General features: G+C 64.0%; 13 protein-coding genes. 6 read left to right on the top strand and 7 right to left on the bottom strand.

The window, feature by feature from the left end; all coding sequences use genetic code 11:
* Positions 1–30 precede the first annotated feature (30 nt).
* From lnt to HFRIS_RS08365, 6 genes are all read left to right on the top strand, one after another.
* Positions 31–1,587: an apolipoprotein N-acyltransferase gene (gene lnt, locus HFRIS_RS08390; protein ID WP_006462868.1), complete on the top strand. Its 1,557-nt coding sequence runs from the start codon at positions 31–33 to the stop codon at positions 1,585–1,587.
* A gap of 133 nt (positions 1,588–1,720) precedes the next feature.
* On the top strand, positions 1,721–2,632 hold the full coding sequence (gene glyQ, locus HFRIS_RS08385) for a glycine--tRNA ligase subunit alpha (protein WP_006462867.1): 912 nt from the start codon (positions 1,721–1,723) through the stop codon (positions 2,630–2,632).
* Between the two features lie 82 nt (positions 2,633–2,714).
* Positions 2,715–4,835 (top strand): glycine--tRNA ligase subunit beta, encoded by a 2,121-nt coding sequence (gene glyS, locus HFRIS_RS08380; protein WP_006462866.1) that lies wholly within the window; start codon positions 2,715–2,717, stop codon positions 4,833–4,835.
* An 87-nt stretch (positions 4,836–4,922) separates the two neighbouring features.
* Entirely contained in the window at positions 4,923–5,480 is a 558-nt protein-coding gene (gene gmhB, locus HFRIS_RS08375; protein WP_006462865.1) for a D-glycero-beta-D-manno-heptose 1,7-bisphosphate 7-phosphatase, read from the top strand.
* A gap of 58 nt (positions 5,481–5,538) precedes the next feature.
* A complete protein-coding gene (locus tag HFRIS_RS08370) occupies positions 5,539–6,324 on the top strand; it encodes a lysophospholipid acyltransferase family protein (RefSeq protein ID WP_039875003.1) in 786 nt (261 codons plus the stop codon).
* A gap of 51 nt (positions 6,325–6,375) precedes the next feature.
* Positions 6,376–7,353, top strand: a complete 978-nt coding sequence (locus HFRIS_RS08365) for a M48 family metallopeptidase (RefSeq protein ID WP_006462863.1) — start codon at positions 6,376–6,378, stop codon at positions 7,351–7,353.
* Positions 7,354–7,372: 19 nt separating this feature from the next.
* On the opposite strand, the gene HFRIS_RS08360 is transcribed toward HFRIS_RS08365, so the two are convergent.
* The 7 genes from HFRIS_RS08360 to HFRIS_RS08330 form a co-directional block, all read right to left on the bottom strand.
* Positions 7,373–9,505 carry a TonB-dependent receptor gene (locus HFRIS_RS08360; RefSeq protein ID WP_006462862.1) on the bottom strand — a complete coding sequence of 711 codons (2,133 nt, stop codon included), beginning with the start codon at positions 9,503–9,505 and terminating at the stop codon, positions 7,373–7,375.
* Positions 9,506–9,686: 181 nt separating this feature from the next.
* A complete protein-coding gene (locus HFRIS_RS08355; RefSeq protein ID WP_244436278.1) occupies positions 9,687–10,940 on the bottom strand; it encodes a chloride channel protein in 1,254 nt (417 codons plus the stop codon).
* Positions 10,941–11,098: 158 nt separating this feature from the next.
* Entirely contained in the window at positions 11,099–11,503 is a 405-nt protein-coding gene (gene gloA / locus HFRIS_RS08350) for a lactoylglutathione lyase (protein ID WP_006462860.1), read from the bottom strand.
* A gap of 226 nt (positions 11,504–11,729) precedes the next feature.
* Positions 11,730–12,119 (bottom strand): hypothetical protein, encoded by a 390-nt coding sequence (locus tag HFRIS_RS08345; protein ID WP_006462859.1) that lies wholly within the window; start codon positions 12,117–12,119, stop codon positions 11,730–11,732.
* A 170-nt stretch (positions 12,120–12,289) separates the two neighbouring features.
* Positions 12,290–13,072: a 16S rRNA (adenine(1518)-N(6)/adenine(1519)-N(6))-dimethyltransferase RsmA gene (rsmA, locus tag HFRIS_RS08340; RefSeq protein WP_006462858.1), complete on the bottom strand. Its 783-nt coding sequence runs from the start codon at positions 13,070–13,072 to the stop codon at positions 12,290–12,292.
* 31 nt (positions 13,073–13,103) lie between these two features.
* On the bottom strand, positions 13,104–14,132 hold the full coding sequence (pdxA, locus tag HFRIS_RS08335) for a 4-hydroxythreonine-4-phosphate dehydrogenase PdxA (RefSeq protein WP_006462857.1): 1,029 nt from the start codon (positions 14,130–14,132) through the stop codon (positions 13,104–13,106).
* Positions 14,133–14,272: 140 nt separating this feature from the next.
* A partial coding sequence (locus HFRIS_RS08330; protein WP_006462856.1) for a peptidylprolyl isomerase occupies positions 14,273–15,448 on the bottom strand: 1,176 nt, incomplete at its 5' end.

Below are 15,448 nucleotides of genomic sequence, written 5' to 3'. Positions count from 1 at the left end.
GGGGAGGTCGCCGCTCGCGGTCGCCTTGCCATGACCGTCGGCCTGTTGCTGCCGGTGGCGGCAGGTGCGCTGAACGTCTTCGCCTTTGCCCCGTTCAAGTGGTGGCCGCTGCAGATCGTCGCGCTGGCCTGGCTGTTCCACGGTGTACTGGCACGGCCGCAGGCCAGTGTGCGCGGCCACTTCCTGCGTGGCTGGCTGTATGGTTTCGGCTGGTCGGCGGCAGGCGTGCACTGGCTCTACATCAGCATGCACGACTACGGTGGCATGCCGGGCTGGATGGCGGCGCTGGCAGTAGGCCTGCTGGCGCTGTACCTGGGTCTCTATGCTGGCGCGGCCACGGCCCTGGCGGGCTGGCTACGCAATCGCTGGTCGTCCTCGCCCCTGCTGCTGGCGCTGTTCATGCTGCCGGCCCTGTGGACCTTGTCGGAATGGCTGCGCGGTTGGGTATTCACCGGTTTCCCCTGGCTGATCTCGGGCTATGCGCACACGGTGGGGCCGTTGGCCGGCTTCGCCCCGGTCGGCGGGGTCTATCTGGTGGGCTGGGTCGCGGCGCTCATTGCCGGCAGCCTGGCCCTGCTGTGGATGGGGCTGTGCCGCAAGGGTGTGGCCGGTACCGGCCAGCGCATCGTGCTGCCGCTGTGCGCGGCCGCCCTGCTCTGTGCAGGCGGCGTGGCACTGCGGCTGGTGAAGTGGACTGCGCCACAGGGCCAGCCGATCACGGTGCGGCTGCTGCAAGGCAATATCCCGCAGGAAATGAAGTTCTCCAACGATGCCCTGGTTGCCACGCTGGGCATGTATGAACAGATGATCAGCGGGGCTCCGGCGGACCTGATCGCCACGCCGGAAACCGCCATCCCGCTGCTGCCCCAGCAATTGCCGCCGGATTACCTGGAACGTATCGCCCGCTTTGCGCAACTCAGCGGTAGTCACCTGGCGCTGGGCATCCCGCTGTCCGATGGTCCGCAGCAGTATGCCAATTCGGTGCTCGGCTTCGGCCCGGGCGTCGGGTCGGCACTGATGCCTTACCGCTATGACAAGCACCACCTGGTCCCCTTCGGCGAGTTCATCCCGCCCGGTTTCCGCTGGTTCGTCGACCTGATGCATATCCCGCTGGGCGACATGACGCGCGGCGCACCGGTGCAATCGCCCATGGGCGTGAAGGATCAGTGGATCCTGCCCAACATCTGCTACGAAGACCTGTTCGGCGAGGAGATCGCCGGCCAGCTGCGCGATGCCTACCGCGCCGGCCAGCCGCAGGCCAGCGTGCTGCTGAACCTGTCCAACATCGCCTGGTTCGGCAACTCCATCGCCCTGCCCCAGCACCTGCAGATTTCGCAGATGCGTACCCTGGAAACCGGCCGCCCGATGCTGCGGGCCACCAATACCGGCGCCACCGCCGTGATCCTGCCGGGCGGTGCCACCAGCGAGCTGCCGCCCTATACCCGCGGCGTACTGGCCGGCCAGGTGCAGGGCTATGGCGGCCAGACACCCTACATTCTGCTGGGCAACAAGCTCATCGTCGGCATTGCGCTGTTGATGCTGCTGCTGGCCTGGGGCCGCAACAAGGCTGCCCGTATCCGGCACTGAACCCGGCGATGATGCCCGCGCTGGCCCCCAGCGCGCCGCCGGTCCCGTCCAAAACCGGGTCAAACGCCCCAAAAGACGCTAAAATCCAAGGTTTTCGCAATTCCTCCGCCGGTTCGCCAGGCAACCACACACGATGCTGACATTTCAACAAATCATCCTCAAGTTGCAAGAATATTGGGACGCCCAGGGCTGCGCGCTGCTGCAACCCTATGACATGGAAGTCGGCGCAGGTACCTCGCACACCGCGACCTTCCTGCGCGCGATCGGCCCCGAGCCGTGGCGCGCCGCCTATGTCCAGCCGTCGCGCCGTCCCAAGGATGGCCGCTATGGCGAAAACCCCAACCGCATGCAGCATTACTACCAGTACCAGGTAGTGTTGAAGCCAGCTCCGGAAAACATCCTGGACCTGTACCTGGGTTCGCTGGAAGCCCTGGGCCTGGACCTGCAGCAGAACGATGTGCGCTTCGTCGAGGATGACTGGGAAAACCCCACCCTGGGCGCCTGGGGCCTGGGCTGGGAAGTCTGGCTCAACGGCATGGAAGTGACACAGTTCACCTATTTCCAGCAGGTCGGCGGTCTGGACTGCAAGCCGGTGCTGGGCGAGATCACCTATGGCATCGAACGCCTGGCGATGTACCTGCAGGGCGTGGAAAACGTCTATGACCTGGTCTGGACCGAATGGACCGAGAACGGCGTCAAGAAACACCTGACCTATGGCGATGTGTTCCACCAGAATGAGGTGGAGCAATCGACCTTCAACTTCGAGTATTCCAACACCGAGTTCCTGTTCTCGCTGTTCTCCAACTACGAAGCCGAAGCCAAGCGCCTGATGGAGGTGCCGCTGGCACTGCCGGCCTACGAGCAGGTCCTCAAGGCGGCACACACCTTCAACATGCTCGACGCCCGTGGCGCCATCTCGGTAACCGAGCGTGCCGCCTACATCGGTCGCATCCGCAACCTCTCGCGTTCGGTGGCGCAGGCCTACTTCGAATCGCGCGAACGCCTGGGCTTCCCGATGCTGGGCGAGGCCAAGGTTGCAGCCTGAAGAGCGGGCTGAACACGGCCAATGACATCATGCGGCGTCGGCCCAGGGCCGGCGTCCCGAGCAAGACAGCAAGACAGACAACATGAACCAGACACTCCTCGTAGAACTCGTCACCGAAGAACTGCCACCCAAGGCCTTGGCCAAGCTGGGCGATGCCTTTGCATCCGGCATTTTCAACGGCCTGCAAAGCCGCGGCTATCTCGAATCCGATGCCGCCGCCACCGCCTATGCGACTCCGCGCCGGCTGGCCGTGTCCATCACCGGCGTGCGCGCCGCCTCGCCCGACAAATCCATCCGTGAAAAGGTCTTGCCGGTCACCGTGGCGCTGGACGCCGAAGGCCGTCCGGCCGCACCGCTGGTGAAAAAGCTGGCCGCCCTGGCCGCCGCCACCGGTGCCACCGTGATCACCCCGGACCAGCTCGAACGCGCGCAGGACGGCAAGGCCGAGAGTTTCTTCTACACCTACACCGCCAAGGGCTCGGCCCTCGCCGTGGGCCTGCAGGCGGCGCTGGAAGAGAGCCTGTCCAAGCTGCCCATCCCCAAGCTGATGAGCTATCAGCGCCAGTTCGGCCGTGCTGCCGGCGAGACGGTGCACTTCGTCCGCCCGGCGCACTACCTGGTGGCACTGCTGGGCAACGACGTGGTGCCGATCAACATCCTGGGCCTGGATGCCGGCCGTACCACGCTGGGCCATCGCTTCCTGTCCTCCGGTGCGCTGCAGATCAGCGCGCCGCAAACCTACGTGGAAACGCTGGCTGCGCAAGGCAAGGTCATCGCCAGCTTCGGCGAGCGCCGCGAAAAGATCCGCTCCGCGCTGCTGGCCAAGGCGGGTGCCGACCAGGTGCTGATGCCCGATTCGCTGCTGGACGAAGTGACGGCCCTGGTCGAATGGCCGGTGGTCTATGAATGCAAGTTCGAGGATGAATTCCTGGCCGTACCGCAGGAATGCCTGATCCTGACCATGCAGACCAACCAGAAGTATTTCGCGCTGACCGACAACGCCGGCAAGCTGCGTTCGCGCTTCCTGATCGTCTCCAACCTGGAGACCGCCCATCCGGAACACATCATCGGCGGCAACGAGCGCGTGGTGCGCCCGCGCCTGTCGGATGCCAAGTTCTTCTTCGAGCAGGACAAGAAGAAGACCCTGGCCGAGCGTGTCCCGCAACTGGCCAACGTGGTCTACCACAACAAGCTGGGCAACCAGCTGCAGCGTACCGAACGCGTGCAGGCGCTGGCTGGCAAGATTGCCGCGCTGATGGGCGGCGATGTGGCCCTGGCCGAACGCGGCGCATTGCTGGCCAAGGCTGACCTGTTGACCGACATGGTGGGTGAATTCCCCGAACTGCAGGGCATCATGGGTACTTACTATGCGCGCCATGACGGCGAGCCCGACGAAGTCGCCCTGGCCGCCTCCGAACACTACCAGCCGCGCTTTGCCGGCGATGCGCTGCCCGCCAGCGCGACCGGTACCGCCGTGGCCCTGGCCGACAAGCTGGAAACCCTGGTCGGCATCTGGGGCATCGGCCTGCAGCCGACCGGCGACAAGGACCCGTTCGCCCTGCGTCGTCACGCCCTGGGCGTGCTGCGCATGCTGGTGGAAAAACGCCTGCCGCTGTCGTTGACCGCGCTGCTGGACGCCGCTGCGGCACTGTTCGCCGGCAATGCCAATTTCAAGGACCCGCGCGCCGACGTGCGTGCCTTCATCTACGACCGCCTGCGTGGCCTGCTGCGCGAGCGCGGCTTTGCGCAGAACGAAGTCGAAGCGGTAGTGGCGCAGCAACCCGAGGTGCTGGACAACGTGGTCGAACGCCTGCAAGCGGTACAGGCCTTCGCCGCCCTGCCGGAGGCTGAAGCCCTGGCTGCAGCCAACAAGCGCATCACCAACATCCTGAAGAAGATCGAAGGCGTGGCCATCGATGCCCACGGCGCGGTGCAGGAAAGCCTGCTGCAGGAAGCGGCCGAACAGGGCCTGTTCGCGGCCATGCAGACCACCCGTCCGCAGGTGGAGGCGGCCTACGCCAAGGGCGACTTTGCCGGCGCCCTGAAGGCGCTGGCGCAGTTGCGCCAGAACGTCGATGCCTTCTTCAACGACGTCATGGTCAACGCCGAGGACGAGCAACTGCGCAAGAATCGCCAGGCCCTGCTGGCGGCGCTGCACGGCATGTTGAACCAGGTGGCCGATATTTCCAAGCTGGCGGCGTAAGCAACGCGCCACGCCCGACCGTCGTACCGATCCGCCGCGCATGGGCCTGTTCCTGCGCGGCGGTGTTCATGAAGGGAAGCAGCAGGCATGAAACTGATCATCCTCGATCGCGATGGCGTCATCAATCATGATTCCGACGCCTACATCAAGTCCCCCGACGAGTGGATCCCCATCAAGGGTTCACTGGAGGCGATCGCGCGCCTGAACCAGGCCGGCTATCGCGTCGTGGTGGCGACCAACCAGTCCGGCGTGGCGCGCGGCCTGTACGACATCAAGACCCTCAACGCCATCCACCAGAAGATGCACACGGCGGCCCAGCAGGTCGGTGCCGATATCGATGCAGTGTTCTTCTGCCCGCACTCGGACGCCGACAACTGCGATTGCCGCAAGCCCAAGCCGGGCATGTTCCACGAGATCGCCAAGCGCTTCAACATCAGCCTGCGCGGTGGCGTGACCACCGTCGGCGATTCGCTGCGCGACCTGCAGGCCGGCTATGTGGCCGGCTGCGCACCCTTCCTGGTGCTCACCGGCAAGGGCGAGAAGACCCAGGCCAAGGGCGGTCTGCCGCCTGGCACGCTGGTTTTCCCGGATTTATCGGCTGTGGTTGATTTCATCCTGAAGTCGCCGGTCGGGGTTTCGGTATAGTGCCGGCAGCCCGTCGCAAGGCGGGCAGCATCCCCTCACAACAACAACATGCCTTGGCATGGGAGAAACGATTTTGCGCCTAGTACTGATCCTGCGTTCGGTGGTCTTCATGGTCCTGATGGCCGTGGCCACCATCATCTGGTCCTTCGCCTGCCTGCTGTCGGCCCCCTTCCCTTACGCCCAGCGATACTGGTGGACATCGCGCTGGAACGTCTTCGTGATCTGGACCGCGCGCGTGATCTGCGGCATCCGCTACGAGATACGCGGCAAGGAGAACCTGCCCGATGCGCCGGCAATCCTGCTGTCCAAGCACCAGTCGGCCTGGGAAACCATCTTCTACGTCATCAACAGCCCGCGTCCGCTGGTGTTCGTGTTCAAGAAGGAACTGACCTATGTGCCCTTCTTCGGCTGGGGCATCGCCCTGCTGCGCATGATCCCGATCGACCGCAAGAAAGGCCGTGACGCCTTTGCCCAGGTACTGGAACATGGCCGCCGCCGCCTGCAGGATGGCCAGTGGATCATGATGTTCCCCGAAGGCACGCGCACCGCAGTCGGCTCGCAAGGCAAGTACAAGGCCGGCGGTTCGCGCCTGGCGGTGGAAACCAATACCCTGGTGGTACCGGTGGCGATGAACTCCGGCGAGTGCTGGCCCAAGGGCAGCTTCATCAAGAAACCGGGGTTGATCACGGTGTCCATCGGCAAGCCGATCTCGCCTGAAGGCCTCAATCCCCAAGAGTTGAACGAGCGCGTCGAAAATTGGATAGAATCGGAGATGCGCGTGATTTCGCCGGACGTCTACAAAAACAGCGCGCCCCGGCCGGCCGCCCAAGCTGCTTCAAATTAATGCTGCGCGGCCTCCATCCTTAGCCCATTGCCCCAGGACGCCGCGACCGCCTTGATACACCTGCGCAAACCCAAGCCCAATCCCGACCAGCTCTCGCTGCAACTGGACTTGTTTGCGGCGCCCGCAACTACGACTGCGCCACCGGCCGAACTCGGCCCGGCGCTGCCTTCGCCGACGGTACAGCCACCGCTGATCGTCACGCCCAATCCGGTGGTGCATGCCGCGCCGCTGCCCACGCCCCTGATCGCACCGCCAGCGACACCGGCCAACCCGTTGCCGGCCCCGCCCAGCGGGCGACCGGCCGATGGCAAGCGGCGCATCCACCTGGGTGAACACACCATCGATTTCGCCTTGTTGCGTTCCAAGCGCCGAACCATCGGCTTCCTGGTCAGCGATGAAGGTCTGCGCGTGACCGCGCCCAAGTGGGTGACCCTGGCCGAAATCGACAATGCCATCCGCGAAAAGCAACGCTGGATCCTCACCAAGCTCAACGAGCGCCGCGAGCGCTCGGCACGACGCCTGCAACCGCAGATGCAATGGCGTGACGGCGCCACCCTGCCCTACCTGGGCCAGGACATCACCCTGCGCATCCGTACCGGCCAGCGCCAGGCGGTGTTCCTCGATGAGGTGACGCGCGAACTGAACATCAGCCTGCCGGCCGATGCCGGCGAGCAGCAATTGAAGGATCGCGTGCAGGGCTGGCTGCAGGCGCGCGCTGAAGAGCTGTTCGGCAAGCGCTTGATGATCTACGCCGAAAAGCTGGGCGTGACCTACCGCTCCTATGCGCTGTCGTCGGCCACCACGCAGTGGGGCTCCTGCACCTCGGATGCGCGCATCCGCCTGAACTGGCGGCTGATGCATTTTGCCCTGCCGCTGATCGACTACGTGATCGCCCACGAACTGGCGCACCTGCGCGAGATGAACCACAGCCCGCGCTTCTGGGCCACGGTGCAATCGATCTTCCCCGAGTTCGAATCGGCCAAGAAGGCCTTGCGCGACAGCGCGCCGGAAACCCTGCCGATCTTCTGACCGGCGCGCCCTGGCGTGCTCAGAAACTCACATTCACGCCCACATCCAGCGAACGTCCATAGCCGGGCAAGGCTTGCAGGCTGCCGCTCTTGGCATTGGCCAGTCCCGACAGATAGACCCCGCCCAGCGGGTCGGCGTAATTGCGGTTGAACAGATTGCTGATGCCCGCATTGACGCTGATGGCCTGGTTGAAGCGATAAGCGGTCCTGAGATTGACGACGGTGTAGCTGGCGGTGACCGGTTCCAGTCGATTGCTGTCCACCAGTGTCTTACGGGCCACGTAGTTCAATTCGGCGCGGTGGGTCCAGGCACCGCGTTTCTGTTCCAGCGCAGCCAGCACGTTGAAAGGCATCATGTGATAGAGGTTGCCGCCATCGACTCGCTTGCCGCGCGTGAGACCGGCCTTGCCGGTAAAGGCAATATCACCCAGGCCAGCGGTGCGCCACAGCGGCCATTTCCACGAGGCATTGATACCGTACAGACGGGCGTCATGGTTGGCGAACTGCAGTAGCTTGCCGGAGACGCTGCTCACGCTGTAGGGATTGAAGCTGCCGATCACATCCGCATCAATGTAGTTCTCGACATAGCTGAAGTAGGGTGTGAGCCTGAAGAACCAGCGCGGCCCGGCACCATCGCTACCCTCACTGTCCTCGCTGTGCCAGTCCGCCGTGGCCGACAGCGTATGCGCCACCTCCGGCTTGAGGTCGATATTGCCGACATAACCGTTGCCATCGCCGAACCAGTTCGTCATGGTCATGGCCATGGTGCCGCGGCCCCAGGTGTAGCGCTCGTACAGGTTGGGAGAGCGGGTCTTGCGGGCATAGCCGAACTCGTAGGTGTGACCGGCATCGGCCTCCAGGCGCGCCAGGGCCGTGACATCGATGTTGTTGTCGCGTCGTGCGTGATCCCGTGCATTGAAGGCGTTGGCCGCCATCAGGTCGGTCATATTCATCATGCCGGTACCGTAAGGCTGCACGTTGCCGGCATCGGTCCTGACCAGTTCGTCGCGTACGCCGACCAGGGTGGTCCAGCGCGCATCGAGCTTGTGCTCCCATTCGGCGAACAGTGCCATGCGCTCGCGGCTGCCATCGTTGATGTTCACATAGGTGCTCGGCCCCATCATCATCGAGCCCGGTACCGGCGGCCAGAAATCATCGAGGTGGAAGCTGTGGAATTCGTTGCCCAGACGAAGCACGCTGGCACCGTCCTGGCCCAGATCGATGTCCGCGCGCACGCTGTAGCCCATGTCGCGGCCTCGGGTATCCATGGGCATGGTGCCGCTGCGCTCTGCGCTGAAGAAGCCCATCTCGTGTTCGGTACGCTGCCAATACAATTTGGTCAACAGCTTGCCCCAGCCAAAGCGACGGTCGTAGCCCAGGTTGGCGAAGGTGGAACGATTTCCCGTCATGTCCATGTACTGGTTCGGGAAGCCTTGATAGGGAATGTATTGCTGGCCGACCTTGAGCACCAGCTGCTGGTCGTCTCCCCGCGCCGCCAGGGTCAATGCGTGGTTGTTGCTCTCGAACTGGCTGCCGAGGACCTTGTCGCCGTTGCCGTTGACATAGCTCTCGGCACGCGACTGACTCCCCACGTAGCTGACGGACAGACTATCGCTGGCCACCGTGGCATTGACCGATGCCGATACTTCGGAGTTGACGCTGCGTGCCGAGACCGAGAAGCCGCCCTTGCTCAACAACTGCCCCGCCTGTTGTGAAAACTGTGGTGCCGGCGAAGACAGTTCGATGCTGCCACCAATACTGTCGCCGCCAATGCTGACCGGCGTGATGCCGGCCACTACCCGCGTCATGCCGACCTGCGAAGGTGGCATGTAGGACATGGGCGCGTTCATCTGGTTACCGCAGGCGGCGGTGACCTCCATCCCATCCAGGCGGATCTTGAGGCGGTCGGCAGCAAAGCCGTTGAGCACCGGCAGTGCTGAGACGCCACCGGCGGCAGCGGCATAGAAGCCTGGTTGGTCGCGCAGCAGCGCGGTGCTGTCAGCGCTGGCCGCAGTGGCTGCGATGCTCGGAGCCGACGGCTCGCCATGGACTGTGACGGTGGGTAGACGGGTGTCGTCGGTGCTTTGTGCCAGCGCATGGCCGCACGCAGCGAAGGCCAGCGCAATGGCGCAGGCGCAAGGTGTCAATTGCATGGAACTCCCCTGTGATTGTCGTTATCGGTAGGCTGACAATTATCAGGAAGAGCGGCGCTGCAGGGCTGCGACATATTGTCGCGACCCGCCGCTTGAAGCGACGACGATGACGGGGAGGCAGAGAGGACAAGGGAAAGGCAGCTGCGTCAAATTGACGCAGCTGCCGGACGATTCATCAGAATCAATGCTTCAGGTAACGCTCTGCCAGGGTTTCATACAGCGGCGGCGCAAAGACCTTGGAGACGGCTGACGCGATCAAGGCAGTCGCCATCAGCGAAATCACCAGTGCGTGGCCGTCGACCATTTCCATCACGATCACGAAGGCGGTGATCGGTGACTGCGTCACTGCCGCCAGGTAGCCGACCATGGCCAGCGCCACCAGCATGGGCAGCGAAGTCCCGCCGAAGAGCAGGTGCAGCAGGTTGCCGAAACCGGCGCCGATGGACAGCGAGGGCGCGAAAATCCCGCCCGGCAGGCCCGGCAGGTAAGAACCGATCATCGAGGCGAACTTCAGGAAGGGATAGAACACCGACAATCCCTGGCCATCATTGAGCAAGCCGTGCGCCTGCTCGTAGCCGCTTCCGAAGGTGGCGCCACCGGCCGCTACGCCGATGACGGCGACGACGAAACCGCAACCGGCGGCAAAGGCCACCGGACGTTCGGCACGCAGGGTCACGACGGGAGCAGGAATCCAGCGGGTGGGATTGAGGATCAGCCAGCAGAACAGGCCACCGGCCACGCCGGTCAGCACGGCCGTGACCACCACCGCCAGGATCAGCCGGCCACTGGTCTCGCCGGGAAAGGCGATCGAACCGAAATAGGTGTAGTTGCCATTGATGGACAAGGCCACCAGGCCGGCGAAGATGATGGTGGTGATGACCACCCCGCTGGCGCGTTGCTCGAAGCTGCGCGAGAGTTCTTCGATGGCAAAGACGATCCCGGCCAGCGGGGTATTGAACGCGGCAGCCAGACCGGCTGCCGCGCCGGCCAGGATCAGGCGGCGCTCCATGTGTTCGTATCCGGCCGGATACAGGCGGCGCAGGTTGTACATGATGGCCGCACCGATCTGCACCGTCGGCCCTTCCCGGCCGATGGTCATGCCACCGGCAATGGCCACCACCGAGAGCACGATCTTGCCGACCATGACACGAATGGAAAGCAGCGCATTGCCACGCTCGGCGGTATCCCCGTGCAAGGTAGCGATGGCCTGGGGAATGCCGCTGCCTTCAGACCCGGGGAAGTAGCGCCGCGTGATCCAGACGCAGGCGGCACAGACGGCCGGCGTCAACAGCAACGGCAGCCAGGGCGAGCGGTGTTCGATGCTGCGAAAGACACCGAAACCGATCTCGATGGCCTGCGCATACAGGACCGCCACCAGGCCGACGATGATGGCACCGCTCCAGAGAATGCCGTATTCGACCCACAGGCGACGCATGTGGCTTTTGGAAAGTTGGTAGAGGCTCAATTGGCGTTCCTGTTGTCGTTGTGGGTGGAGTGATGTGGCTTCCACGTGAGTACCGGAGTAGCGACCAGCCCGTCCTCGCAATGAAAAAAGCCCGCATGAGCGGGCTGGCAGGCTGGCAGTCGCTCGCCTCAGTCGGCGGCGTTGTACTGCTCTTTCTTCTGGATGAACTCGATCTTGTAGCCATCCGGGTCGGTGACGAATGCGATCACGGTCTTGCCGTGCTTCATCGGGCCGGCTTCGCGGGTGACCGCGCCGCCCTTGGCCTTGACCGCGTCGCAGGCGGCATAGGCGTCATCGACCTCGATGGCGATATGACCGTAGGCGTTGCCCAGGTCGTAGGATTCGGTGTCCCAGTTATGGGTCAGTTCGAGCACGGTGTGATCACGTTCTTCGCCGTAACCGACGAAAGCCAGCGTGAACTTGCCGTCAGGGTAGTCATTCCTGCGCAGCAGCTTCATGCCCAGCACCTGGGTATAGAAATCGATGGAACGATCCAGATTTCCCACGCGCAGCATCGTATGCAACATTCTCACTTGGCGACTCCTTTTAATTCATGGCTAATGTGACGCAAGCCGACATTATCCCCGATTTGGGGGACTCGCGCCCAGGGCGGGCAGATGCGGGGCGGTCAGGCAGTCGGTGGCCAGCAGAGGGAGACGCAAAAAAACGGGCAATCCGTGGATTGCCCGTTTTTCCTCAAGATGGCTAGCGCCGTGGATGTCCTGGACCGTTAGCGGGTGACCAGTCCCGTGTCCTGCCTCAACGGCCGTAGTAGTAAGCGGAACGGTCGTCGTAGCGATAACGGTCGTCGTAACGATAGGTGCGCACTTCGGTACGCTCAACGTAACGCACCGGGCGCGGCGGCGGAGGTGCGTAATAACGCGGTTGCTCGTACACCACCTGCTGCGGCGGCTGGTAGTACACCGGCTGGGGGGCCTGGTAATAGACCTGCTGAGGCGGGGCCTGATAGACCGGTGCGGAATTGGCGTTGGCGATCAGCGATCCGATGGCGACGGCGCCGATGATACCGGCAGCGATGGCCGCTCCGTTGCCGCCCCGGTCATGCGCCATGGCGGGCGCGCTGACGACTGCAGCAGAAGCAAGAAGAGTGGTGGCGATCAATACCGATGCGATTTTTTTGCTGGCCATGATTGGCTCCTGTCAAAGAAGTCCGCGATCTGTCGCGGCACGATTCCAATATAAGACAGCTTCAGCTCAAATCCACCAAATATGAAACTTCGTTACAGTTCTTACGGATGGGCCAAGCGTCTGTAATAAAGTGCAACGCGGCGCCATCCAGTGGCGCGAACCAGGGTGAATCAGGCCTGGCGGGCCGCCAGCAGGTTGGCCAATGCCACGAACTGTTCCACCGGCACGGCTTCCGGGCGGTCCTGGGGATCGACGCCGGCCTGGCGCAGTTCATCTTCGCTGAACAGGCCCGCCACGCAGTTGCGGATGACCTTGCGACGTTGCGAGAAGGCCTTGGTCACCACCTGCTCCAGCAGGGCCTGCTGGCAGGGCATGGGCTGGGCCAGCGGGATCATGCGCACGATGGCGGAATCGACCTTGGGCGGCGGGTCGAAGGCGGTAGGAGGCACCACGAACAGCAGCTCCATGTGATACCGCCATTGCAGCATCACCGACAGGCGCCCGTAGGCCTTGCCACCCGGTTCGGCCACCATACGCTCGACCACTTCCTTTTGCAGCATGAAGTGCTGGTCCTGCACCTGCGGGGCGATCTCGGCCAGGTGGAACAGCAGCGGGCTGGAGATGTTGTAGGGCAGGTTGCCGACCACGCGCAGCTTGCGCCCTTCCGGTACCGGGATGCTGGCGAAATCGAACTTGAGCGCGTCGGCCGAATGCACAGTCAGGCGGGCGGCATCGAAGCGCTTCTTGAGGCGCTCCACCAGATCACGATCCAGTTCCACCACGTGCAGGTGACGCAGTTCCTCCAGCAGCAAGGCCGTCATCGCCGCCAGGCCGGGACCGATTTCAACCATGGCGTCATCGGCGGCGGGAGCGATGGAGCGGATGATGTCGTGCAGCACCAGGTCGTCGGTGAGGAAGTTCTGGCCGAAGCGCTTGCGCGGGATATGTTTCATGGTCTGCTCTTGTGTTTTGTTGCGGCGGGCCTCAGCGGCCCATGTTCTGTTGCCGGTGCGCCATGTCGGCGGCGGCGCGGATGGCCACCAGCATGCTGCCGTGGTCGGCGTGTCCCAGGCCGGCGGCGGCCAGGTCCAGGGCGGTGCCGTGATCGACCGAGGTGCGGATCAGGGGCAGTCCGAGCGTGATGTTGATGCCATGTCCGAAACTGGCGAACTTGAGCACTGGCAGGCCCTGGTCATGGTACATGGCCAGCACGCAATCGGCTTGCTCCAGGTACTTGGGCTGGAACAGGGTGTCGGCCGGATACGGGCCTCGGGCATCGATGCCACGGGCACGGGCGGACTCCAGCGCGGGCGTGATGACCTCGATTTCCTCTCGGCCCAGATAACCGTTTTCACCGGCATGCGGGTTGAGTCCGGTGACCAGGATGCGCGGGCTGGCGATGCCGAACTTGCCACGCAGGTCGGCCTGCAGGATATCCAGCGTACGCGCCAGGCTGGCGGCAGTAATGGCGGCCGGCACATCCTTCAAGGCCAGGTGCGTGGTGGCCAGGGCCACACGCAGATGGGGAGCATCGCCACCGGCCAGCATCATCACGACCTGCGGGGTGTGGGTGACGTCGGCCAGGTATTCGGTATGGCCGGTAAAGGCGACGCCGGCATCGTTGATGCTGCTTTTTTGCAGCGGGGCGGTGACGATGGCGGCGAAAGCGCCAGCCAGTGCCCCCTGCACGGCCAGGTCCAGGGTCTGCAGCACGGCGCGGCCATTGCGCGCATCCAGTACGCCCGGGCGCACCGGTTCGGCCACGGGGCAGTCAATGACGGTGAGGCAGTCCTGCGGGAAGTGCGGCAGGCCGCTGTTGCGCCAGGCCTGGATGGAGATGGCGGCCACGCGCATGGCCGGATCGATGTCATGGGCGGTCTGGGCCAGCAGCGCGGCATCCCCCAACAGGATGCAGCGCACCTGCGCGCGCAGCTCCCAGGCGGCACGCAGGGAAATCTCCGGACCGATGCCGGCCGGTTCGCCGCAGGTCAGGGCAAGAATGGGGCGGTTCATGGCGTCTTCAGGACTCACGATAGCGGGCTTCAAAAAGCGGGCTTCAAAAATGCAAGAGCCGGCAACGGGGCCGGCCTCTTGCGCGGGTGGGAGGGCACAGAGGCGCCCTCTTATCCTCCTGTCACTGCACTTCACTGCACTTACTCGTCGTTGCGGTACTCGACGTAGGCGCGGTCGCGGATCTGGCGCATCCAGTCCTCGGTGGCTTCCTCGATCTTGCGATCGCGGATGGCCTGGCGCGCAGCCTGGCGGGTGCGTTCCTTGGAAGCGTCGTCGGTCTTGCGCTCGACCACCTGGATCAGGTGGTAACCGAACGGGGTCTCGATGGGCTGGCTGACTTCGCCCGGCTTCAACTGGTCCATGGCGCGTTCGAACTCGGGGACGGTGTCACCGGGGTAGATCCAGCCCAGGTCACCGCCCTTGGAGGCGGACAGATCATTGGAGTACAGCTTGGCCAGTTCCTCGAAAGAGGCGCCGTGGTCCAGGCGTTCCTTGAGTTCGGTCAGCTTGCGCTTGGCTTCGGCGGCAGTGACCACCTGGTTGACCTTGATCAGGATGTGGCGCACATGGGTCTGCTGCACAGCCGGGGCAGCGGCCTGGGTACCACCGGCGTCGCGGCGGCCGACCAGCTTGAGGATGTGGAAGCCATTACCGCTCTTGAGCAGGCCGCTGACCTGGCCATCCTGCAGCTTGGCCACGCCGTCGAGGAACAGCTGCGGCAGGCGATCGGTAGGACGCCAGCCGAGATCGCCACCGGTGAGGGCGTCGGCAGAGTCGGAATACGCGGCCGCGGTCTTGGCGAAATCAGCACCGGTCTTCAGTTGACGCAGGACATCCTCGGCGCGTTCACGACGGGCGGCCAGTTGTTCGGGGGATGCGTTTTCGGGCACGCGGATCAGGATCTGGGCGATGTCGAGTTCCTGGCGCTGGCCACCGGCATTGGCTTCGGCGGCGAGGTAGTTGTCGATCTCGGATTCTGTGACCACCACCTTGTTGTCGACCTCGCGCTCGCGCAGGCGCTGGCTGAGGATTTCACGGCGGATCTCTTCGCGGAAGCTGGCGTAGTTCATGCCCTCGGATTCCAGGCGGGCGCGGAATTCCGGCATCGACAGCTTGTTCTGTTCGGCAATGCGCTGCATGGCACGATCCAGCATGCTGTCGTCGACCACGATGCCGTTTTCCTTGGCCATCTGGGCCTGGGCCCGTTCGACGATCATGCGTTCGACCAGTTGACGCACCAGTTGCGCACGCGGCGGCAGCTGCACGTTCTGCGCAGCCATGCGCTTTTCCACGCTGGCCAGGCGTTCGGCCACTTC

The sequence above is a fragment of the Herbaspirillum frisingense GSF30 genome (genome assembly GCF_000300975.2).
Lineage (GTDB): Bacteria > Pseudomonadota > Gammaproteobacteria > Burkholderiales > Burkholderiaceae_D > Herbaspirillum > Herbaspirillum frisingense.
The sequence above is the reverse complement of the archived record's forward strand: the minus strand, read 5'-3'. Positions and strand labels throughout refer to the sequence as shown.

Bases quoted from the DNA above. Each gene is read 5' to 3' on its own strand.
- lnt (WP_006462868.1), top strand. From the start codon at position 31: ATGACCGTCGGCCTGTTGCTGCCGGTGGCGGCAGGTGCGCTGAACGTC.
- glyQ (WP_006462867.1), top strand. From the start codon at position 1,721: ATGCTGACATTTCAACAAATCATCCTCAAGTTGCAAGAATATTGGGAC.
- glyS (WP_006462866.1), top strand. From the start codon at position 2,715: ATGAACCAGACACTCCTCGTAGAACTCGTCACCGAAGAACTGCCACCC.
- gmhB (WP_006462865.1), top strand. From the start codon at position 4,923: ATGAAACTGATCATCCTCGATCGCGATGGCGTCATCAATCATGATTCC.
- HFRIS_RS08370 (WP_039875003.1), top strand. From the start codon at position 5,539: ATGGGAGAAACGATTTTGCGCCTAGTACTGATCCTGCGTTCGGTGGTC.
- HFRIS_RS08360 (WP_006462862.1), bottom strand. From the start codon at position 9,505: ATGCAATTGACACCTTGCGCCTGCGCCATTGCGCTGGCCTTCGCTGCG.
- HFRIS_RS08355 (WP_244436278.1), bottom strand. From the start codon at position 10,940: ATGCGTCGCCTGTGGGTCGAATACGGCATTCTCTGGAGCGGTGCCATC.
- HFRIS_RS08345 (WP_006462859.1), bottom strand. From the start codon at position 12,119: ATGGCCAGCAAAAAAATCGCATCGGTATTGATCGCCACCACTCTTCTT.
- rsmA (WP_006462858.1), bottom strand. From the start codon at position 13,072: ATGAAACATATCCCGCGCAAGCGCTTCGGCCAGAACTTCCTCACCGAC.
- pdxA (WP_006462857.1), bottom strand. From the start codon at position 14,132: ATGAACCGCCCCATTCTTGCCCTGACCTGCGGCGAACCGGCCGGCATC.